At 63.1% G+C, this 21,717-nt stretch carries 19 protein-coding genes; 2 read left to right on the forward strand and 17 right to left on the reverse strand.

Translation table 11 applies throughout. From position 1 onward, the window contains the following. The first annotated feature begins 3 nt into the window (after positions 1-3). Positions 4-570, forward strand: a complete 567-nt coding sequence (locus BFP99_RS03365) for a hypothetical protein (protein ID WP_027604937.1) — start codon at positions 4-6, stop codon at positions 568-570. Here the strand turns inward: BFP99_RS03365 and BFP99_RS03370 are convergent. Genes BFP99_RS03370 through BFP99_RS03400 form a run of 7 tightly spaced genes read right to left on the reverse strand, consistent with a single transcriptional unit; the run spans position 559 to position 8,653 of the window. Continuing rightward, positions 559-1,656 (reverse strand): glycosyltransferase, encoded by a 1,098-nt coding sequence (locus BFP99_RS03370; RefSeq protein ID WP_065925655.1) that lies wholly within the window; start codon positions 1,654-1,656, stop codon positions 559-561. The two genes, BFP99_RS03365 and BFP99_RS03370, sit on opposite strands and share 12 nt — an antisense overlap. A 39-nt stretch (positions 1,657-1,695) precedes the next feature. Continuing rightward, positions 1,696-2,460 carry a hypothetical protein gene (locus BFP99_RS03375; RefSeq protein WP_027604939.1) on the reverse strand — a complete coding sequence of 255 codons (765 nt, stop codon included), beginning with the start codon at positions 2,458-2,460 and terminating at the stop codon, positions 1,696-1,698. 51 nt (positions 2,461-2,511) lie between these two features. After that, positions 2,512-3,468 carry a glycosyltransferase family protein gene (locus BFP99_RS03380; protein WP_065925656.1) on the reverse strand — a complete coding sequence of 319 codons (957 nt, stop codon included), beginning with the start codon at positions 3,466-3,468 and terminating at the stop codon, positions 2,512-2,514. Positions 3,469-3,491: 23 nt separating this feature from the next. Further along, positions 3,492-4,889 carry a PIG-L deacetylase family protein gene (locus tag BFP99_RS03385; protein ID WP_065946620.1) on the reverse strand — a complete coding sequence of 466 codons (1,398 nt, stop codon included), beginning with the start codon at positions 4,887-4,889 and terminating at the stop codon, positions 3,492-3,494. Beyond that, positions 4,886-5,782 carry a GNAT family N-acetyltransferase gene (locus BFP99_RS03390; RefSeq protein ID WP_065946621.1) on the reverse strand — a complete coding sequence of 299 codons (897 nt, stop codon included), beginning with the start codon at positions 5,780-5,782 and terminating at the stop codon, positions 4,886-4,888. Before BFP99_RS03390 ends, BFP99_RS03385 begins: the two co-directional genes overlap by 4 nt. Then, entirely contained in the window at positions 5,782-6,912 is a 1,131-nt protein-coding gene (locus BFP99_RS03395) for a glycosyltransferase (RefSeq protein WP_065946622.1), read from the reverse strand. Before BFP99_RS03395 ends, BFP99_RS03390 begins: the two co-directional genes overlap by 1 nt. Then, a complete protein-coding gene (locus tag BFP99_RS03400; RefSeq protein WP_057702547.1) occupies positions 6,896-8,653 on the reverse strand; it encodes a carbamoyltransferase family protein in 1,758 nt (585 codons plus the stop codon). Before BFP99_RS03400 ends, BFP99_RS03395 begins: the two co-directional genes overlap by 17 nt. Before the next feature lie 277 nt (positions 8,654-8,930). On the opposite strand from BFP99_RS03400, the gene BFP99_RS03405 reads away from it, so the two are divergent. Continuing rightward, positions 8,931-11,030 carry a TonB-dependent receptor family protein gene (locus BFP99_RS03405; protein WP_065946623.1) on the forward strand — a complete coding sequence of 700 codons (2,100 nt, stop codon included), beginning with the start codon at positions 8,931-8,933 and terminating at the stop codon, positions 11,028-11,030. A gap of 170 nt (positions 11,031-11,200) precedes the next feature. Here BFP99_RS03405 and BFP99_RS03410 read toward each other — a convergent pair whose 3' ends face one another. The 10 genes from BFP99_RS03410 to waaC all read right to left on the reverse strand — a co-directional run bounded on the left by BFP99_RS03410 (position 11,201) and on the right by waaC (position 21,716). Beyond that, entirely contained in the window at positions 11,201-12,127 is a 927-nt protein-coding gene (locus tag BFP99_RS03410; RefSeq protein ID WP_065946624.1) for an ABC transporter permease, read from the reverse strand. After that, on the reverse strand, positions 12,124-13,110 hold the full coding sequence (locus tag BFP99_RS03415; protein WP_065946625.1) for an ABC transporter permease: 987 nt from the start codon (positions 13,108-13,110) through the stop codon (positions 12,124-12,126). Before BFP99_RS03415 ends, BFP99_RS03410 begins: the two co-directional genes overlap by 4 nt. Beyond that, positions 13,103-14,626 carry a sugar ABC transporter ATP-binding protein gene (locus tag BFP99_RS03420; protein ID WP_065946626.1) on the reverse strand — a complete coding sequence of 508 codons (1,524 nt, stop codon included), beginning with the start codon at positions 14,624-14,626 and terminating at the stop codon, positions 13,103-13,105. Before BFP99_RS03420 ends, BFP99_RS03415 begins: the two co-directional genes overlap by 8 nt. Then, positions 14,626-15,612 (reverse strand): sugar ABC transporter substrate-binding protein, encoded by a 987-nt coding sequence (locus BFP99_RS03425; protein ID WP_065946627.1) that lies wholly within the window; start codon positions 15,610-15,612, stop codon positions 14,626-14,628. Before BFP99_RS03425 ends, BFP99_RS03420 begins: the two co-directional genes overlap by 1 nt. 190 nt (positions 15,613-15,802) lie before the next feature. Further along, positions 15,803-17,245 carry a lipopolysaccharide kinase InaA family protein gene (locus tag BFP99_RS03430; protein ID WP_065946628.1) on the reverse strand — a complete coding sequence of 481 codons (1,443 nt, stop codon included), beginning with the start codon at positions 17,243-17,245 and terminating at the stop codon, positions 15,803-15,805. Continuing rightward, a complete protein-coding gene (locus BFP99_RS03435) occupies positions 17,245-17,997 on the reverse strand; it encodes a lipopolysaccharide kinase InaA family protein (protein ID WP_065925666.1) in 753 nt (250 codons plus the stop codon). Before BFP99_RS03435 ends, BFP99_RS03430 begins: the two co-directional genes overlap by 1 nt. Further along, positions 17,994-18,728: a lipopolysaccharide kinase InaA family protein gene (locus tag BFP99_RS03440; protein ID WP_065925667.1), complete on the reverse strand. Its 735-nt coding sequence runs from the start codon at positions 18,726-18,728 to the stop codon at positions 17,994-17,996. Before BFP99_RS03440 ends, BFP99_RS03435 begins: the two co-directional genes overlap by 4 nt. Beyond that, the gene (gene rfaP / locus BFP99_RS03445; protein WP_065925668.1) at positions 18,728-19,534 is read right to left on the reverse strand and encodes a lipopolysaccharide core heptose(I) kinase RfaP; all 807 of its coding nucleotides are present in this window, start codon (positions 19,532-19,534) and stop codon (positions 18,728-18,730) included. The genes BFP99_RS03440 and rfaP overlap by 1 nt, the downstream gene beginning before the upstream one ends. Next, positions 19,531-20,655 (reverse strand): glycosyltransferase family 4 protein, encoded by a 1,125-nt coding sequence (locus BFP99_RS03450; protein WP_065946629.1) that lies wholly within the window; start codon positions 20,653-20,655, stop codon positions 19,531-19,533. The genes rfaP and BFP99_RS03450 overlap by 4 nt, the downstream gene beginning before the upstream one ends. Continuing rightward, the gene (waaC, locus tag BFP99_RS03455) at positions 20,655-21,716 is read right to left on the reverse strand and encodes a lipopolysaccharide heptosyltransferase I (protein WP_027604955.1); all 1,062 of its coding nucleotides are present in this window, start codon (positions 21,714-21,716) and stop codon (positions 20,655-20,657) included. Before waaC ends, BFP99_RS03450 begins: the two co-directional genes overlap by 1 nt. Position 21,717 lies beyond the last annotated feature (1 nt).

The following is a 21,717-nucleotide window of genomic DNA, read 5'->3' on the forward strand; positions in this document are numbered from 1 at the left end:
GCGATGATTGAAGGTGCCAGAATCCTGGAACAGGACAGCTACGGGCCCAAAGTCTACCTGCTGACCGACGGGAACATCCTCAAGCTGTTTCGCCGCAAGCGCCTGCTGTCGTCCGCGCTGTTCCGCCCGTACTCCAAGCGTTTCATCGACAACGTGGCGCAGTTGCAACAACGGGGCATCCCGACCCTGACCGTGCTCGCGTTCTTTCAACTGACGGCGCCCGGCATGACCGCCGTACTCTACCGCCCCTTGCCGGGCGAAACGCTGCGCCAGATTTCCAACCGTGAAGGCTTTGACTGGCACACCAACCTCGACCCGCTGGTGGCCCTTATTCGCCGCCTGCATGGCGCGGGCATCTACTTCCGTTCGTTGCACCTGGGCAATATTGTCGTGACACCGGACAATGAAATGGGCCTGATCGACGTGGCCGACATGCGTTTCCTGCGCGCGCCCCTGAACCCGGAACTGGCGAGGCGCAACCTGCAACACTTCGCCCGCTATATTGCGCGCGAGAAGCTGAACGAACACTTTCCAATGCAAGCACTGGAGCAAGCGCTGCTAGCGGCATGAGAACAGCCGCCGGGTGGTTTCAGTGAAATCGTTCCAGGCCTGCTCCGGCGCCAACGCCCGCGATTGAGCCTCGACAACCTGCACGCCGGAACTCACGAACGCGCGTGCCAGGAGTTGCCCCCAGGACGTGGCGCTGTCTACGGGCGCGTACCAGCCGGCATCACCCAGTTGTTCGCGGAACACTGCCAGCTCGCTGGTCAGTACAGGCACGCCGGCCATCACCGCCTCTTGCAGGATCAACCCCAGGCCCTCTTCCGTCGACGGAATGGCGACCCAGTCAAACGCCCGATAAAGGGTCGCCGCCTCAGGAAGATGCCCCGGCAGGTACACCTTGTCGCGCAAGCCAAGCGCCTCGATACGCGCCTCAAGCCTGGGCCTCGCCGGCCCCTCGCCGATGATCACCAGGCGCGCATCCGGCCGATCGGCCGTCGCACTGGCAAAGGCCTCCAGCAAACAGCCAAACCCCTTGCCGTCGACCAGTCGACCTACCGCCCCCACTGCCGGCGAGCCATCCAACGGCAGCCCCAGGCGGGATCGAGCCGGCTCACGGGCAAGCGCGGCGGCACGAAACACAGCAGGATCGAAGGCACTGCGCAGCACCGCCACGGGCCGTTGCAGGTAACGCTCAAGGGAGCCGGCGAGGGTTTGCGACACGGCCGCCAGCGTCAGTTGCGACGCCGGGAGTTGCTCGAAGAGCTTGCGATCAGCTTTGCGCAAGCGCGTGACGCCATGAAAAATCACCACGGCCCGCACCTGCGGCAGGTGCTTGAGCACCGGTAAAAGCACTCGCGCGACACCGATGCCATCTAGCAGTACAACCTGCACATCCTCAGGCAGGGCCTTCTGGAAGCGCGCACGCATCCAGGGCATCAGCCACTTCCACAGGTGCCGCCCCTTGAGCCTGGCGGATGAGAGGTTCCACTCGACGGCCTGTTCGACCAGGCCATCGCTGCCAGCGGCGCTGCCCTGAAGCAACCAGGTGTGCACCGGTACATCGCTGTCGGCCTGGGCCAGTATTTGCTGATGAACCTTCTGCACCGAAGCGAATGCAGAGCCACCAGCCCACATGATGTTGAGAATACTCATCGAAAAAACCTTATGCGGCGTTGGTGTGGCTCGTCGTATTTACTGGCGGATCAACCAACCGATGCCGACCCCCAGGATCAGCATGAGCACCAGCTTGACCCGCTCTCGCCGCTTGCGCCGCGCCTTGGTCAAGCGCTCTTCCGCCGTCGCCACATGCAAACCGAAACCGGTGTGCAAGACCGCATCGCCCTCCAGGGTGACGGCGCCCAGGTTCAGCTGCGCGTAACGCCTGGAAAGCCCTTTCTCACCCTCGAACCCGGCATAGGGCGCACATAACCGGTATTCCTTGATACGTCGCAGCCCCGGGTTCAGCGAGAACCCTTGCCACTCAGGCTTGTCGGACAGCAAGGAATAACAAGGTACCCCGCCAATCACCTCGCGCGGCCCCAGATGAATATAGGGGCTGTGCACCTGCAAGTCGTAAACGTAATTGCGCAACCAGACTTGGAGAATATCGGGACGCTGCTCCAGCACGGTCTTCGAATCCTCGACAAAACCGGGTCGATAAAACGCCCAGTCATCTTCGCAATGGAATATGTACGGGGTCTTGACCGACCCGTAGGCCAAGTCGATGGATGCCAATTGCCCCAGCTTCGGGCGGTTGATCAGGAACGTGCAATGGCCGAGCCAATGCTCGGGAATCGCCAGGCGTACCGCGTCATCGCCAGAGTCTTCGGTAATGAAGACTTCGCGGATGGCCGCTGTATTGAACAGATCGAAGCTCGCGAGCGTGCGCTTCAGCAAATCGAAGCGACCACAACTGGTCACGACGAGCGTTATATCGCTTTGAGCGGAGAATTGCATTCAAGCCTCGATAATATCATAAGGCCACCAAGCGCGGCCACCTGGCAGATATCAAACGCCTAGTTTCAAGCGCAGCGTTTCCAGCAAACTCAACGGTGCCCGGGGCCGCAGCGGCGGCTTCAGCGCCTCGACAATGCGCTGGCCGATGCGCGCAAAGCTGAACTGGCTGACCGCGAGGTCCTGCCCGTTGCGCGCAATCTCGGCCGCCAGTTGAGGATTGGATCGCAATGCAGCGAGTTTTTCCTGCAACTGGGGAATGTCTTTATAGAACACCACATTGACCATGTCCTTGAAGCCAAGGGCCTGGTTTTCCCCGGCACCCTGGTCAAACGCCAGCAGCACACAACCACAGGCCATGGCTTCGAAGTTCTTGATCATATACTCGCCCATGCCCACGTCGGCACTGACGAAAAAACGAATCCGGTTGAGGGTTGCGCAGTATTCCTCCCCGGATTTGGTGCGCGTAACCACCAAAGGTTCAACGCGGGCCAACTCATCGAGCAATGCCTTGCGACCACTGTAGGCCACGCTGTTGGTGCTGCCGACAAATGCCAGCTCAATGTCGCGCTCCAATCCCTGGGCCTGCAACAGCGCCTGATCGTAGCCCTTGGGCACGAACACCGCATCGAAGCCTTCGGCGCGCAGGCGCTCGGTCACCATATGCCCCGAACTGATGACCCGCACCCACGGCAAGCGACGGTAATGGGCACTGAACTTGCCCGTGTACTTGCAGGGAATGTAGTTCTGGTAGGCATCGTGTTCGAGGATCACCAGGTTCGGGATCGTACGGATAAAGCCGGCCTGGCGAATCTCCTGCTTGAACCGCAGGAAGAACACGATGCGGTCATAACGGCTCACGTCGACTTCACGCTTGAAGTAACCGCGCAGGTTGCGCTGCTCAGCACTGCTCAGCCAGCGGGTATCACACTCGCAGTGCTCGGCAATGCCTTCGTACAGGCGATCGAGAATCGCGCGCTGTTCTTTCTGTACCAGAAACAAAACTTTCATGACCTTCCCTTTCACAACTGCCGTCACAAACGCCAGAACAACTCATGCCGTCGTACGGCCTTGCGGAAAAACTCGTTCTCACCATAAGGCGACCGCGCCCGTCCCGCCAAGACCCGTTGCAGCCAGCGCCGCACACGACGCTTGAACGGCGGGGCGGGTTGCAGGTCATGCATCATGCCCAGCGCCATGGCCTTGTCGCGCTGCCGGGCCAGCGACAGCGACAGGCTGCACGGCCACAGTTCCAGCGCGTCATCGAACAGCGGCGGCAAGGCAATACCGGTGCCCGCGTCGCCCATGGGCCAGCGGTCGTTGTCATGCAGGTGGTTGGCGTAGCCGAGCACGGTGGTCGGCTGCCACTCCAAACCTTGCAAGGCTTCGATCACCGCTTGCTGCGCACAGATGTGGTCCGGATGAGGATCCAGGACCGGATGGGGCAAGACGATCACTTCAGGGCGTGCGGTCAGCAGCAACTGACGCAGATCGGCGAGCAGGTTTTGCCAGGTCGGCAGGCCATCGGCATCCGCCGGCAACGGGAAAGGGTTGAATTGGCGGAACAGGCGGGTATCCGACAGGTCGGCCTCGCGCGAAGCGATCGGCTGATCAGGCGCAGCGCGCATCGCCGGCAGTTGCAGGCAGAAGTAACCCAGCTGCACACAGTGTGCCTGTGGTACGCCGGCCCAAAGCGGCACGGCAATGCTGTCCCAGGCACGCAGGCGCCCTTTGGTCCGCGCGGCCTCGACCGGATCCAGGCCCATGCGTTGATAGTGCTCGGCTTCGATTTCACCGGCGGTAAGGGTCACGATCCACGGCTTGTCGGCCTGGCTGTAAAGACCGAAGGCAGCCAATTCGGCATCGTCGGCATGAGGCGCGATAACCATGACCCGCTGCGCCGAATAATCCGGCGTACCCCAGGCCCACAGCCGAGGAGCGCCCTGCAGGCTGCAAAAGCGCCCGCGTAAACGCAACTCACCGGACATCAGGGCCGGCGCCCAGCCACTGAGGTTCAGGTAGCGAACGCCATTCACCCCGCGCTCGAAGGCCTGTCGGTCAGTGCTCCCGCCGCCCAGAATCTCAATGGCCGGATCCAGGAAACGTCCCAACCAACCACTCTTGACCTTGATAGCCAATACCAGGGTCGCCTCGGCTTGCAGCGGCGAATCCACCCGCAGCCGGTCACCGTCGAAGCGAACCCCGGCCACCTCGGCATCCGTCGAAAACCGGTATTGGTAGTCTTCGTGGGGCGCATAAAACAGATGGTCGGCAAACCATGCCTCGTGGGCGATCCAGGCCAGCACACCGAGCGCCAACGGCAGCCACCACGCCACCCAGATACCAATCACCACCAGCAGCAGCAAGCCGATCAGCAAGCCGACCCGTTTGTTGCGCCGATGGCGCTTGAGCAATTGCTGTTTGCGGCTCATACGGTCAGCACCGGCACAGCGTTGCACCAACGGTCCTTGTACTCGCGGTCGGCACGCCCGAAGGAGAAACGCAGCGGCTTGCCGACTTCACGTGCCTGTTCCCAGGCGCCCTGGGTATTGAGGAAGCTCAGGACACTGCCCGGGCTGAACGCCCGGGTTTCAGGGTCGACGCCACCGTTGACGTACTCCACGCTGATCCACTCCGGCGACTCGACCCGGTACACCAACTGGACCGCGATGGGCGCATCATTGAGGAAGATCACCGAACCGATCAGCCATTCGCGCAGCAGCTCGATCACCTCGGCCATGCGTTCGGCGCCGGTGGCGACAAAGCCCCAGCGGCGCAGGAACAGGTCGCAGTAGATCGCCGCCAGCTCCTCGCTGGAAAACTCGCTCACCGGTCGCACCACCCCACCGGCCTCTTCGAGCAAGCGCAGTTCGCGACGCTGGTTGTAGCGAAATTTCTTCGACAGTTCTTCCGGGGTGCGGGCCATGGCCAACTGTTCGGCCTGGGGCTTGAGGCCGCTGAAACGGCCTTCATTCAGGGCCGACAAATAGCGTGCACGGTGCCGCAAGGGCGCCTGGGCTGCAGGCGCGGCGGGCAGGATCAACTCGGCGTTGCCCAGGTCGAACAGGCCTTTTTTGCCGCGCTGCTTGAGCACATCCTTGGACAAGGCCAGGTCGCGCCCCCAGGTCGCGATGCAGGCTTGAAGCTCGCCGCCCTGCTCCCAGGCCAGGTAACGCACCGGGATGTCGGCCAGCCCGGCCAGACGTTCGATCACTTGTGGGTGGGTCGCGACACTGCCGCCAAAACGCTGCCAGGCATCGCTGTAGACCGGCGCATCGACGACGGACCAGCCACGCTCGCGCCAGCCTTGGAATCGATTGAGCATCAAGCCCCCGCGGTCAGTTCAATAACGTGTGGCAATTGCCAGAAGGTATCGCGTACCGCCTGATCCGAGAAACGCTCGCGCAGGCGCTCCAGCATCATTTCGGCGCATTGCCGTTGCTGGTGTTGATCCATTGCTGCCAGATGCCGCAGCCCCTGGGCAAGGTGTTCGGCATCGCCGAAGGGAAACAGGATACCCACGCCCTCGACCACCTCCTTCGCACCGCCACAGGCCGTGGCCAGCAACGGGACGCCGGCCGCCATGGCTTCCAGCAGCACCATGCCAAAGGGTTCGTGGTCGGAGCTCAGGGCAAACACATCGAATGCCCGGAAGTACCGACGCGCATCCGGCACCTGGCCGAGGAACAGCACCTTGTCGGCAATGCCCAGCTCCCGTGCGAGGGCCTTGAGGTCCTGCTCCAGGCGCCCGCTGCCGAGGATCGCCAGGCGGCTTTCGGCCGGCAAGTGCGCCAGCGCCTGGGCAAAGCCCTTGAGCAGTGTGGCCTGGTCCTTGTCCGGGTGCAGGCGGCCGACATTGCCGACCACCCATTCGTCCGGCGACAACCCCAACGCGTCGCGCGCCTCATGTGCAGGCACCTGTGTGGCCTGCAAGGCGTCGACGTCGATGCGGTTGTACAACGTCTGGATGCGTGCCGCCGGCCAGGTCGGCAGGCAACGGCGCATATCGTCACGCACCGCGTCGGAAACCCCCAGCAGGCTCAGGCGCTTGCGGAAGAACCCGGCAAACAGCCTGCGACTGCGACGCTGGTAATCCCCAAAGGCGTGATGCACGCCAATCACCGGCAGCCGTGTGCCGAGCAAGGCGATGTAGATCGGCTTGAAACGGTGCGCGATACAAAAACTGAAGTTGCGCGACGCGGCGATCTTGCGCAGTTCACGAATGGCACCCAGCTTCAGGCCACGAATGGCCTTGGAGCTGAATTCCATGAACAACACTTCATCGGACGCACAACCGGCGGCCACGTGCGGGTCGGCGACCCCCGTGAGAAACACCGTGGTCACCTTGTAGCCGGAGCCTGCGAACAAACTGGCGTACTGCCGCGCGCAGTCCAGGAATGGCCCGTCATAGCCATGGCAGAACTGCAGGACGTGGCGTTCAGCCGAGCGCGTCATAAGGGTCCACGCCGTCCTTGACGACCAGGATGTCTTCCATGATCAGGTACTGCAGGTCAGAGCCGAAGAACATGTTCAGCGCGTCGGTCGGCGAGCAGATCATCGCTTCGCCACGACGGTTGAGCGAGGTGTTCAGGGACACGCCGTTGCCGGTCAGTACTTCCAGCTCTTTCATCATGTCGTAGTAGCGCGGGTTGTATTCGCGCTTGAGCACCTGGGCGCGGGAGGTGCCGTCTTCATGCACCACTTCCGGCACGCGGGTCTTCCACTCTTCCGACACTTCAAAGGTGAAGGTCATGAACGGCGCCGGGTGATCGACCTTGATCATCTGCGGGGCCACGGTGTCGAGCATCGACGGGCAGAAAGGCCTCCAGCGCTCGCGGAACTTGATCTGGTGGTTGATACGGTCGGCCACGCCGGTCGCACTTGGGCAACCGATGATCGAACGACCGCCCAAGGCACGCGGGCCAAACTCCATGCGGCCCTGGAACCAGGCCACCGGGTTGCCGTCGACCATGATCTTGGCAATGCGCTTGGGCATGTTCTCGATCTTGCGCCAGTTCGGCTTGCTCTCGTGCTTGGCGCAGGCGGCGATCACGTCTTCGTTGCTGTAGGACGGGCCGAGGTAGACGTGTTCCATCTTCTCCACCGGTACACCACGGGCGTGGGACACGTAGGCGGCGGCACCGACGGCGGTGCCGGCATCGCCGGACGCCGGCTGCACGAACAGCTCTTTCACGTCGTCACGGGCAATGATCTTCTGGTTCAGCTTGACGTTCAGCGCGCAGCCGCCGGCGAAGGCCAGCTTGCCGGTGTCCTTGAGGATATCGCCCAGGTAATGGTCGATCATCTGCAAGGCCAGCTTTTCAAACAGCGCCTGCATGCTGGCGGCGTAGTGAATGTACGGCTCGTCGGCGATGTCGCCTTCGCGCTTGGGGCCCAGCCACTCGATCAGTTTCGGCGAGAAGTAGAAGCCCTTGCCCTTCTCTTTATAACGGCGCAGGCCAATGACGTTGGCGTAGTCGGTGTTGATCACCAGCTCGCCGTTTTCAAACGAGGCCAGGCGCGAGAAGTCGTACTTGCTGGCATCGCCGTACGGCGCCATGCCCATGACCTTGAACTCGCCGTCGAGCATCTCGAAACCGAGGAACTCGGTGATCGCGCCGTACAGGCCGCCGAGGGAGTCCGGATCGTAGAATTCCTTGATCTTGTGGATCTTGCCGTTTTCGCCGTAGCCGAAGAACGTGGTGGCGTACTCACCCTTGCCGTCGATGCCGAGGATCGCGGTCTTCTCCTGGAAGCCGGAGCAGTGGTAGGCGCTGGACGCGTGGGCCAGGTGGTGTTCAACCGGTTCGATCTTGATTTTCTTCGGGTCGAAGCCCAGTTGCTCCAGGCACCAGACGATCTTGTTGCGATAGCGCTTGTAGCGACGGTTGCCCATCAGGATCGCGTCAAGTGCGCGGTCCGGGGCGTACCAGTAACGCTTGGCGTAGTGCCAGCGCGCCTCGCCGAACAGGCTGATCGGGGCGAACGGGATCGCCACCACATCAACGTCGGAAGGCTTGATGCCGGCCTGTTCCAGGCAGAACTTCGCCGACTCGTAGGGCATGCGGTTCTTTGCATGTTTGTCGCGTACGAAGCGCTCTTCTTCGGCGGCCGCGATCAGCTTGCCGTCGATATACAAGGCTGCGGAAGGATCATGGCTAAGGGCGCCGGACAGGCCAAGAATCGTCAATGCCACAGGGGTCTAGCCTCTTTTAGTCTGCATGCAGGCGGGTTGCGCCTGAAAAAAGTGTGCTTCCCGCCTGGGCAGGAAACAGCTAAAGGGCGGGATTATAGCTCAAAAGCAGTGGGAAGCTGTTAGCGGCAAGAGTCGCCTGCACCATCGCCGTGTGTGCAGTGCGAGCGCGCTGATGGGTCGCGTAGCCGAATTCCTGAATGATAAAAATCTTCCCAGTCACTAAACTCGCGCCCTTTTGCGCGTTTACACCCTAAGCGCCACGGATTCCGGCTGACTCATGACCCCTCTCGCTCGCTTCAACCTGTTGCTGCCCGGCCTGCTCGCCCTGTGCGGCGTCGCCCAGGCTGATGACCCCGCGCTGATCCTCGACCCCAGCGTCGTCACCGGCTCGCGCAGCGCCAGCCCGACCTTCGACCTGCCCTACTCGGTGGGCGGCATCAGTCGCGAGCAGATCAGCGACGGCCAATTGGGCATCAACGCCTCCGAAGCCCTGGCCCGCGTGCCCGGCCTGGTGGTGCAGAACCGCCAGAACTATGCCCAGGACCTGCAGATTTCCTCCCGTGGCTTCGGCGCCCGCTCGGCCTTCGGTGTGCGCGGCATCAAGCTGATCGCCGACGGCATCCCCGCCAGCACCCCGGACGGCCAGGGCCAGGCCGCCACGTTCAACCTCGACACCGCCGAGCGTATCGAAGTGCTGCGCGGCCCGGCCGCCACCCTGTATGGCAGCAATGCCGGCGGCGTGATCCAGATGTTTTCCCGCGATGGCGAAGGCCCGCCACGCATCGGCGCCGAAACCCTGGTGGGCAGCGACGGCCTGAACAAGAACCACCTGAGCGCCGAAGGCGCGGCGAACGGCGCAGGCTTTGTACTCGACGCCTCGCGCATGGATACCAACGGCTACCGCGACCACAGCAGCGCCCGTCGCGACCAGACCTTCGCCAAGCTCAATGTCCAACCGGATGACGACAGCAAGCTGGCGCTGATCTACAGCAACCTGGAGCAGAACGGTACCCAGGATCCACTGGGGCAGACCTGGGACGCCTACAAGGCCGACCCGCGTTCGGTGAGCAGCAATGCGCTGACGTACAACACGCGCAAAAGTATCGATCATCAGCAATTGGGCATGAATTATGAACGGTACTTCGGCGATGCGACGCTGCAGGTGAACGGGTATACCGGGCGGCGGAGTGTGGTTCAGTATCTGTCGATCCCGGACAGGTTCGGCAGTGGCGCCGCCAATCCGGCTAACGCTCGCGGCGGTGTGGTAGCTTTCGACCGCAAGTTCTACGGCGGCTCCCTCCATTGGTTGCAACCTATCACCAGCGCACCCGGCGAGCTGACCCTGATCACCGGCCTCGACTACGACCGCAGCCAGGATGATCGCCAAGGTTATTCCAACACCGTCAATGGGGTGCATGGTGTCAAAGGGGCCTTGGGCCGCGATGAAATCGATACCGCCACCAGCCTCGACCCGTTCGTGCAAGCCAACTGGCTGCTGGGTGACTGGACCCTGCAAGCCGGCCTGCGCCACAGCACCATGGAAATGGACGTAGACGATCACTTCCTCAGCGACGGCAACGACAGCGGCAGCAAGACCTACCAGAAGAACACGCCGTCGATCAGCGTCATGTACGCCTTCACACCTGACTTGCACGGTTATGTAAGCGCGGGCAAAGGTTTCGAAACCCCAACCCAGGCCGAGTCCGCGTATTCCAGCACGGCGAACGGCTTCAACTTTGCGCTCAAGCCATCGGTCAGCCAACAGTATGAAGTTGGCCTGAAAGCTCGCATTGGCCAGGACACCCGCGTGAATGCGGCCCTCTTTCAGATCACCACCGAGGACGAACTGGTAGTGCAGCAATCCAGCGGAGGGCGCACCACTTACCAAAACGCCGGCCGCACCCTGCGTCGCGGCTTCGAACTGGGCATCGAAAGCCAACTCGCCGAACACTGGAGCACTAACCTCGCCTACACGCGCCTGCAAGCCACCTATGACAGCGACTTCACCAGCGGCACAACTGCCGTCGACAAAGGCAACTACCTCCCCGGAGTGCCGCAAACCACGCTGTTCGCCGAGCTGAACTGGAAACCCCGGGACTGGGTCAGTACCGCTGTCGAAGGCCTGTACCGCAGCAAGGTCTACGTCGAAGACACCAACAGCCAACACGCCGCGCCGGGCTACAGCGTGTTCAACTGGCGCGCACGGTTCGAGCAGAAGGTCGAACACTGGACCTTCCATCAGACCCTGCGCCTGGATAACCTGCTGGACCGCCAGTACGTCGGTTCGGTGATCGTCGGCGACGGCAATGGCCGCTACTACGAAGCGGCGCCTGGGCGCTCCTGGTATGCCGGGGCGGGTGCCGAGTATCAATTCTGAACGCACCACACCTTCAATGTGGGAGGCCCCGCGCTGTCGCGCAGCAAACCGGAACCCCTGTGGCAAGCCCGCTCACCACCGGAATGCGGTCGCCTGAAATTGTTTATGCCCTAAGGGGAGTTTGCTCATGCCCCCAAGCGTCGGATGGAGTCCAGCTTTGGGGTGCAACACTAGACGCGCTCCAGCATCCGCCGACTGGCGAAACTGAAGCTCAGCACGATAAAGATCAGCACCCCGGTCGCCACCTGCTGCCAGTAGAAATTCCAGCCGATCAGCAGCAGCCCGTTGGCGATCACGTTGATAAACAACACGCCCAGCAGGGTCCCCGGAACATTCGCCCGTCCCTGTCGACTCAAGGTGGTGCCGATAAACACCGCGCCAATCGCATTGAGCAAAAACGCGTTACCGGACAGCGGCACATAGGCGCTGACTGTCGAGCTGAGCAACACGCCGGCCACCCCACAGGCCAGGGCGGTTGCCAGGGCCACGATGGTGACGATGCGCCGCACCGATAACCCCGAGTAATACGCCAGCAGCGGCTGGGTGCCCTGGGCCAGCAACTCACGGCCCAGGCGTCCGCGCGCCAGGGCCTGGCCGTAGAACAGCGCCAGCCCCACTACCACCAGCAGCGGTGTCAGCCCCATGAGTTCAGGCTTCAAGCCTTGGCTGATATAGATCGGCTGGCCGCCGTCCGAGAGCAGTTGCTGGGCGCTGGTGCCGATAAACAACGTGCCAAGGGTGGCCAGGAACGGACTGATGCGCAGCCCGGCAATCAGGCCGGCATTGACCAGCCCCACCAGCAGCGCCGCCGCCAGCGCGCCCGTGGCCGCCACCGCCCAGCCATGGCCGCCATTGAGCAGCACCACAAAGCTGAAACTGGCAAAGTCCAGCGCCGTGCCCACCGACAGGTCGATGCCACCGGCCGCCACCGCGTAGGTCATGCCGATGGCGACAATCGCCAGCAGCACGAAGTTGTTCAGCACCAGGCTTTGCAGGTTGCCAGCACTGAGGAAGCCCGGCGCTTGCAGCGCAAACACCACGACAATCAGGGTGAACACCAATGGCAATGTCAGCGGCAATACTGCGCGTGCGTTCATGCCGTCGCCCCTTGGTTCACTGCACTGGAGGCTGCGACGACCAGCAGGATCAACACGCCCTGCACACCATTGACCCAGAAGCTGGAGAGGTTAAGCAGTTGAAAGCCATTGATCAGAAAACCGATCACCAGCGCTGCCAGCAAAGTCCCCGGAATGCTCGCCACCAACCGGCGGGAAAACACCACACCGAGAAAGGCGATCGCCACCACCGACAGCAGCATGTCGCCGGAGCCGGTGGTGCTGCCGCTGAAGAATGCCGCCGAACACAGCGCAGCCACCGCGGCACATAGACCGGACAGCAGATAGCTCGACAACACGTAGACGGGCACTCCAATGCCCGCCGCTTCGGCCGCCTGGGGGTATTCGCCCACCGCATGCAGGCGCAGCCCATAGGCCGAGTGCTGAATCAGCAGCGTCAGCACGCCCGCCGTCACCAGCAGCACCCAGGCCAGGGCCGGTACGCCCAACCAGGCGCCGCCACTGAGCAGGTCCAACAGCGGCGAGTCCGTGGAGACCACCGTGTTCTCCGTCAGCACCAACTCCAGCCCGGCCAGTACATTCATGCTCGCCAGGGTCGCCAGCAACGGCGGCAAACGCAGCACCACCACGGCCAGCCCATTCAGCAAGCCGACCGCCAAACCGCAGCCCAGGGTCAGCAGCAACGTCAACCCGAGATCCAGGCCGGCATTATTGAGGCGGCTGAATACCGCCGCGCACAAGCCCAGGTTGGCCGCCAGCGACAGGTCCAGCCCTCCAGCCACCACGTTCGAACCGCCGCCGATAATCACGCAGGTGAGCCCGAAGGCCAGCACGCCGAGGATCGCCGACTGGCTGAACACATTGGCCAGATTACCCACCGACAGAAAATTCGGCGCAGCCACGGCAAACCCCATCAGGATCGCCACAAAAACCCCCACCGACCCACGGCGCAGCACCAGCACCCACAATCGCTGCGATAACCCAGGCGTCGCCGCTTCAAGCATGTTCCACCTCTCGAGCGCTTAAAGCCGCAGCAGCCACGGCTCCCGTCGCACAGGCCAGCAACTGATCGCTGTCCGCCTCCCCGGCACGGAATTCACCGGCGATCTCACCCCGATGCAGCACCAGGATTCGGTCACTGATCCCCAACAACTCCAGCAAATCCGACGACAACACCAGCACCGCCGCGCCCTCTTCCACCAAGCGTCCGATCAAGCGATATATCTCCACCTTGGCACCCACATCCACGCCCACACAGGGCTCATCCAACAGGTACACCGCCGAGCGGCGGCTCAGCCATTTCCCCAGGGCGACCTTCTGCTGGTTGCCACCACTGAGCTGGCTGACCGCCACTTGGGGCCCAGGCGCCTTGATCGCCAATTCGTCGATCAGCCGCAGGCTTTCCGCCTGCTCCTTGCGGCGGCTCAACAAGCCCCAGCGGCTGAACCGCCCGAGCCCCGCCAGCGTCAGGTTTTCCAGCACCGAAAGCACTGGCGAAATCCCCTGGCTGCGCCGCTCTTCCGGCACCAGCGCAATGCCCTCGGCAATCGCCTGGGCCGGCGAACGCAGGCGCAGCAAACGCCCGTCCAGATGCACACTGCCGCTGTCGGCGCGCTCGACACCGAAGAGTGTCTTGAACAACTCCTTGGCTCCCGAGCCGACCAGCCCGGTCAGGCCGACGATTTCTCCGCGCCGCACGTCCAGATCGATCTGCCGATAGCGCCGCGCCAGGCTCAACCCGCGTACCTGCAACAGCGGCGCCCCCAGTGCGACCTTGGCCTTGGGGTACATTTCCTGCACCTCGCGATTGACCATCAGCCGCGCAATCTCGGCGCTGGACGTATGCCGGGGCTGCACCACCGCCACGTCCCGACCATTGCGCAGCACCGTGACTTCATCGCACAGACTGTCGATTTCCTGCAGGTAATGGGAGATGTACAGGATGGATAAACCCTGGTCGCGCAGGCGCTTGACGATGCGCAGCAACTGGTCGACCTCGCGCTTGACCAACGCCACGCTGGGCTCGTCGAACACCAGGATCTTCGGCTGGCGAATCAACGCCCGGGTGATTTGCAGCACCTGGCGTTCGGCGCTGTTCAGCTCGCTCACCAGTGCACCGGCGGGCAATTGCAGATCAAAATATTCCGCCAGCAAGCGCTCGGCTTCACGTTGCTGCCGACGTCGATCCACAAAGGGCCCGCGCCGCAATTCATGCCCGAAAAACAGCGCCTCGCCCACGGTAAAACTGGCGGGCAACAGACGCTCCTGATGGATGAACTGCACGCCCAGCGCATCCACCTGACGCGGTGACAAGGCGGCGTACGACTGGCCATCGATACTCACCTGCCCCGCGTCCGCCTTGTGGATGCCGGCCAGGATCTTGATCAAGGTCGACTTGCCCGCACCGTTCTCCCCCACCAGGCCGTGGATGCTGCCGCGTTCGACTTTAAGGCTTGCGTCATCCAGCGCCAGGGTGGCGCCAAAGCGTTTATGCAAGTGTTGCAGGACCAATGCCGGCATCAGTCACCCCGCAGTTGCTGAACCTGGTCCAGGTTGGCCGCGGTGGTCAGCAGCGTGGCCACATGGGTTTCCTTGGGCAGGTCTCGTTGCCCGGCAAGGTAGCGCGCCACGTTCTGCACAGCGGTCTTGCCGATCAACGCCGGTTGCTGCGCCACCACCGCCCCCACCGGCGAATTTGCCTGGCCGAGCAGCGCCAGCACTTCCGGCGTACCGTCGACGCCGTAAGTCTTGATCTCGGTGCGCCTGGCATCGATCAGCGCCTTGCTCGCGCCCAACTGCGGAATGTCCCACGCCGACCAGATCGCCGAGACGCTGCCCGCCGGGTACTTGTTGAGCAGCGCCGAGACTTGGGAATAAGCATCCTGCACGGTGTTGGGGATCACGTCGCGAAGCTCCGGCTGGATGATTTCCAGCTGGGGGTAATCCTTGAGCGCCAGCTTCAACTGGTCATAACGGATCGCACACACCGGCACGCCGTAGAAACCGTTGAACACCAGGATCTTGCCTTTGCCGCCGGCGTCCTTGATCAATTGTTCGGCCAACGCCTTGCCGGTGGCGACGTTGTCGGAGGTGGTGTTGTTGAGGCTGTACTGGGACGGTGCATCGATGGTGAAGAGCGGGATGCCAGCCTTGCTGATGCGCTTGAGCCAGGGATCGATCACGCTGAGGGTGCCGAGGGTCTGGATCACGGCGTCGGGCTTCTGGGTGACCACGGTTTGCAGCTGGGTCACCAGGTTCTTGTCGTTACGCCCGGCATCGAGGGTGATCGGCGTGCCGCCCAGGCGCTTGATCTCATCGACCTGGGCCTGGAACGCCTTGATATCGAAATAGTGACTGGTGCCGGTCATGCTCACGGCAATGCGCTTGCCGGCCAGGGACGGCACAGCCTCATCGCCCTCGGCGGCCTGGACACTGACGACATGGCCCAGCAACAGCACGGCGCCAAGGCAGATCAAACGGGAAAGCGAGGAAAGGCTGGAAGGCATACAGGGCTCCGCTGCGACCGGTGAAAGGGTTCACCAGGAGGCATTGCAGAGCCCGTGCCAGGTTTTTTATTACATCAAATCAAGGGGATAACGTTTGCGGGTTAAGGCGGGCTGTCGTTCTGGGCCAACAACTGTCTGATAACTGTTGCTCAGGCAACAGCTCTTGATCGGTCACCCTGCGCGGGAACGGTCAGGTCGGTTGCTTCGGCAAACGCTGATCAATCAGCTGATACAACGCACTACTCTCAGGCCAGTTCCGCATAAACCGCGCACGGTCCCTGGCATACGCCGGGGCGAAGCTGGCGGCAGAGCTGTGTTGGCACATCGCGTCGAGGTCGATCAGCGACCAGCGATCCTTATCCCAGAACAGGTTATGGCCCTTGAAGTCGCCATGGCTGATGCGCTCGCGAATCAGCTCGGCGAACAACTGGTCCAGCGCCAACAGTTCGTTTTCCGGCGCGTCACCGTGTTCGATATAGGGCGCGAACCGCTCGATGATGTCCGGGCCCGGCAGGTATTCGGTGACCAGGTAAGCGCGGCTGCGCAGCCAGAAAAAACGCTTTTCCAGGACGGCCAGCGGCTTGGGCGTGGCGATGCCGAGGAAGGCCAGGCGATTGCCTTCGCGCCAGGAATGCCAGGCGCGGCTCGGGCGCCAGAAGCGCTTGAGCCAATGGGCAACGCCCTTGATGTTGTAGCGCTTGATCACCAAGGGCCGGCCGGCTACGTCGACCTTGGCCACGCTGGCCGCACCACCGGTCTTGTACAGGTGGCCCTGGTCGAGCAACGCATCCGCCTGCTCCAGCACCGGCAGCATCGCCGGTTCTTCCTCGCGACGGATCGCACGCAAGGCAAAGGCGCCACGCACCACACTGAACAGCGTGCAGTCGCGGCCCACCTTGTTCAACAAGTCCTTCAGGCGCCAGGCGCTGACCTTGCGCACCTGTTTTTCCAAGGCTTGCAGGGGCAAGGCGTGCTCGCCGTTGCCCAGCAGGTAGTACACCAGCAGTTCTTCGGTAAACGGCTCGAGGTTTTTCGGCAACTGGGCGAAAAACACCCCGAGGTTTTCCAGCACGCGGTTGCGCGACAGTGGCTTGCCCGCCTCCTCCACACGAATGCCGGCGCCATCGATCAAGTACAGCTTGCCGTCCTGGCGCAGCAGGTTGTCCAGGTGCAGGTCTTCCTGCCACAGGCCCTTGGCATGCATCTGGCCGATCGCACCCAGGGCCTCGGCCAGCACGGCGGTTTGCTCCTCGGCCAGTGGCGGTAGCGCTTCAACGGCGTGCCAGGCATCGGCCAGGCTCTCGGCACCTTCGATAAACTCGAACAGCAGCCAGCCGCCCTCGCCGTCCTGCAAGCCATCGGCGAGCAACAGCGGGGTGGTCAGGCCTTGCTCGGCCAGCAGGCGTACGCCGCTGAGTTCACGCTGGAAATGCCGCGCGGCCTTGCTGCCCACCAATAACTTGGCCAGCACCGGACGCCCGCGCCATACCGCCGCGCCCACGTAACGCTCACCCGGCAATACCCGCAACAGGCTCAGCAGTTGCAGTTGCCCCGGGCCGGCGGCATCCGCCAGGTCGACAGTGAGGGGCAGGCTCGGCCTGCGGCCGGCGTTCTTCAACTCGGACAAACGCATCAGCGGTTCTCCTTGTGGCTACGCCGCTTCGTCAGGCGTTGCAGCCAGGTGGTGACGAGCGCGCTGCCCTCGGGCTGATCGAGGTAAGCCGCCAGCAATTGACGCACCTGAGCGTCCGACCACTGCGGTGCCCGGCGCAACAACGGCTCCAGGTCCTTGACCCGGTCACGCCAGCCGAACAGCAGCGGGCGGGTTTTCTCCAGGTCGATCAACTGCGCGGCGTAGCCGTCACCGGTGGCCTGCAGGAAAATATGCTTGGGGTAGAAACAGCCATGCACCTGGCCGACGCTGTGCAGGCGGCGCGCCAGTTGACCGCAGGCCAGCAGGATCGCGCAGTGCTGGGCATCGCTGAGTTGCGCCCATTGCTCCAGCAATGAATCCAGGTCATTCCAGCCGTCCAGGGCACGGGTCAGCAGCATCGCGCGGTGCTCACCGGCGACTTTGCGCTCGCCGTAGAACGCCGCCTGCAGCGCCGGGATCCCGAGCTTGCGGTAACGGCTGATATTGCGGAACTCGCGGGAGAAACTGGGCTCGCCCAACGGCCGGTGCAAGCTGCGCGTGAGGTAGTTGCTCTGGCGCTTGAGGTAATAGCCGTGGCCGTCGAGCTCCAGGCGAAACACGCTGCTCCAGCCGCCACGGCTGGTGTTCGGCTCGTCCACCGCGTCCAGTTGCCGGGCCCACAGGGCGTCGAATGTCGCGAGGCCGTGGCGCTCCAGCAGGGCGCGATCTTCAGCCGCCAGGAAATCACTCATTCACGTCCCTCGAAAAACTTCACTACGTGGCGAATCCGCCGTTTGTCCGACTCACTCAGGTGCCGACACCCACGGTACTGCATGTAGAAGCGCAGGCGCTGAGTGGCCGACAAGTGATACTTGGCCACCTTGTCCAGGCAGGCCAGGTCCTTGGTGATGCGGTACTTGAGCCAGAAACCGCGCCAGAAATCACCGTTGGGGCAATCGATCAGGTACAGGGTGGCCTGGTCGTCGATCAGCAGGTTGCGCCACTTCAAGTCGTTATGGGTAAAGCGATGATCGTGCATGGTGCGCGTGTATTCGGCGAGCTGGCGACTGACCGCGCTGACCCACTTGGGGTCGCGCAGGCGCGCATCCTTACGTTCGGCCAGGACCGAGAGGTCTTCGGTCCTCGGCAACTCGCGGGTGATCATTGCGCCACGATCATAGGCCAGGCCGCTGCGCTCCAGGCCCCAGGCGACCACATCGGCGGTGGGAATGCCCCACTTGGCGAAGCGCTTGAGGTTCTGCCATTCGGACTTGACCCGCGGCTTGCCCAGGTAGCGCCGCAGGCCCTTGCCGGCACCGGTATAGCGCTTGACGTAGTAATTGACCCCGCCACGCTCCACCCGGATCACTTCCGACAGCGGGTCGCGGGTCAGCCGCTCGCCTTGCAGGGCAAATACCGCTTCGAGGCTTCCAAAATCATCCGCCAGGGCGGCGTAGGCAGGCTCCAGGTTCCAACCCGCCATCAGATCGCATCCCCATAACGTTGCTTGCGCGCGTAGAGCTTGTCGGCCTTGCGCTGCATCAGGCCCAGGGACGCCGACTGCTCGGCCAGGACCTGGCGCAACGGCTGGCGGAAGTAGCCCTTGAGGAAGCGCAGTTTATCGCGCCGGGTCAGGCCGATGTCCAACGCCGAGTAATACAGCGCGGAGAGGTCCTTGTCGCGCCAGCGCAGCGGCAGATGGGCGCGCATTTGCGCCCGGTGCAGGTCGATCACCGAGAGCTTGATGTTGCGTGGATCGATCGGCTTGGACGTGTCCAGCAGGAAGTGGCACAGGTAGCAGTCGCGGTGATTCACGCCGCCCCGGTGCATGTCGCCGACCATGCGCGCCAGTTCGGCCGTGAGCGCATGGCGCAGTGCAGGTGTGGGCGGTTCGGCGACCCAGTTGACGGTCAGGTCTTCAAGGCTGATGGTCGGCGCCAGCTCTTCGGTGATGATGAACGAGTGCTGGTCCGCCGGGTTGCTGCCCTTTTCGCCGAAGGCCACGCCGGTCATGGTCGGTACGCCGATCGCCTGCAAGCGGTGAATGGCATCCCATTCCAGGCCTGCGCCGAGCACCGGCAGCTTGGCGGTGATCAGGTTCTTGAAGATTTCCGCCCAGCCGATGCCGCGGTGGATTTTGACGAAATACGGGCGGCCATCCACCTCGGTGCGCAGCGTGCGACGCGCCGCCAGTTCACGGAATACCTGGCCTTGCAGTTTCTCGACTTCGGCGAAGGCATCACGCCCGGCCCATAACGTCTTGAACGGTTCGGCAAGAATCAACTTCATCGTTTTGGCTCCGCCAGAATCACATCCGCAGCGTGCTGCGGCATGCTGTAGAGGTCGGCCGTCTCGGCGAAGGCCAACCCATTGCGGCCCCAGGCCGCGCGCTGTGCAGAATCGGTCAACATCTGCGCCAGGTACTGGTTCAACTGAGCCTGTTCAAACGGCTCGTCCAGCACCAGGCCGCTGTCGGCTTCGGCGATGTAATGGGCATAACCACACACGGCCGAGACCAGCACCGGCAACCCGGCCACCAGGGCTTCGAGCAACACGGTGCCGGTGTTTTCGTTGTACGCCGGGTGGATCAACAGGTCGGCGCCCAGCAGGAAGCGCGGAATATCGCTGCGCCCCTTGAGGAACTGCACGTTATCGCCCAGCCCGAGGGTGGCGCTTTGCAGTTGGAATACCTTGGGGTCGTCCTGGCCAATTACAAACAGGCGCGTGCGTTTTTTCAGCTCGGCCGGCAACGCGGCGACGGCCTTGAGGCTGCGGTCGACGCCCTTGGTCTTGAAGCCGGAACCGATTTGCACCAGCAGCAGGTCGTCATCGCCCAGGCTGAACTCCTTGCGGAAGCCTTCACGAATCTCGGCCGCATTCGGCGGCGCGCGGCGGTCCTGGGCAATGCCCGGTGGCAGCAGGTGGAAGCGCTCCAGCGGCGTGTCGTAATGCTTGATGAACAGCGGCTGCTGCACTTCGGAAATCATCAAGACTTCGGTCTTGGCGTCCTTGGCAAACACCGCGCGCTCGTACTCGGCAAAGTGGCGATAGCGGCCAAAACTGCGGTACAGCGAATGACGCAGGTTTTGTGCCTTGTCTTCGAAGCAGCCGTCGGCGGCGTAGTACACGTCCAGGCCGGGCATCTTGTTGAAGCCGATCAGGCGGTCCACCGGGCGCTTGGCCAGGTCGGCCTCCATCCAGGCGCTGAGCTTCTCGTTGCGCCGATGGTTGAAGAACGCCTTGACCGGCGCCACCAGCACTTCGAAGCCGGGCGGAATGTCGCCCTCCCAGATCAGCGTGTAGACACGAATCTGATGGCCGCGCCGCTGGCACTCCAGGGCGATGCGCATGAAGTCGCGCTGCAGGCCGCCGAAGGGGAAATATTTGTACAGAACAAAAGCCAGTTGCATCAGTGCAGCTCCTCAGCCAGTAACAACGTGCTCAGCCGGGTTGCCACACGCTCAGGGTTCAAGCGCGTGAAACACAGGGGCGACTCGCGCTTGATGTCGAACCGACGCAGGTCGTCGGCCGTCGGTTGATAGGTACATTGTTTTTGCAGGCACGGCGCACAGGCAAAGTCGCTGGCCAGGTGAATCTGGCCCTTGCCGTAGGCGCCGGTCAGGCCGGGGTTGGTGGGGCCGAACAGGGAAATGGTCGGCACATCCAGCGCCGCCGCCAAATGCCCCAGCCCGGTGTCCACCGCCACACAGGCGCGGGCGCCGGCCAATACCCGGGCCACGCCGGCCAGGTTCAGCTTGGGCAGCACTTCGGCGTTGTTCAGGCCTTGGGCCAGGCGCTCCGCACGGGCCTTTTCGGCGGCGTTGCCCCAGGGCAACTTCACGTCCACGCCCAGGCGGCCCATACGTTCAGCCAACTCGCGCCAGTAGGCCTCGGGCCAATGCTTGGTGTCCCAGGTAGTACCGTGCAGCAGCAGGACGAAGGGCTTTTTCGGCGGCAGGCCGAGCAGTTTTTCGGTGCTGAGGCCGTAGTCGCCCAGGCCTTTGGGCAAGTCATAGCCGAGGGCCACGGCGAACAGTTGGCGCAAACGCTCCACCGCATGCTGCCCACGGGCCACGGCCAGGCGCCGCGAGTAGAAGCGCGCCGCAATCGGCTCACGGGCCGAGTGTTTGTCGAATCCGGCCACCGGAGCCCGCACGTAGCGGGTCAGCCAGGCGCTTTTGAACAGGCCCTGGGCATCGATCACCAGATCGTACTTGGTCGACTGGACTTGCTGCTTGAAGCGCCGCCACTCGCCGCTCTTGAAGGTTTGCCAGAGGTTCTTGCGCCAGCGGCGGATCGCCACCGGGATGACCTTGTCCACCGCCGGGTGCCAGGTGGGGATTTCAGCAAAGCCTTCTTCCACCACCCAGTCGAAGCGAATGCCGGGGATCGCCCGTGCCGCGTCAGTCAGTGCCGGCAAGGCATGGATCACGTCGCCCAGGGATGAGGTCTTGATTACCAGTACCCGCAAC

It is taken from the genome of Pseudomonas sp. 1 R 17, assembly GCF_900067035.1.
Lineage (GTDB): Bacteria > Pseudomonadota > Gammaproteobacteria > Pseudomonadales > Pseudomonadaceae > Aquipseudomonas > Aquipseudomonas marginalis.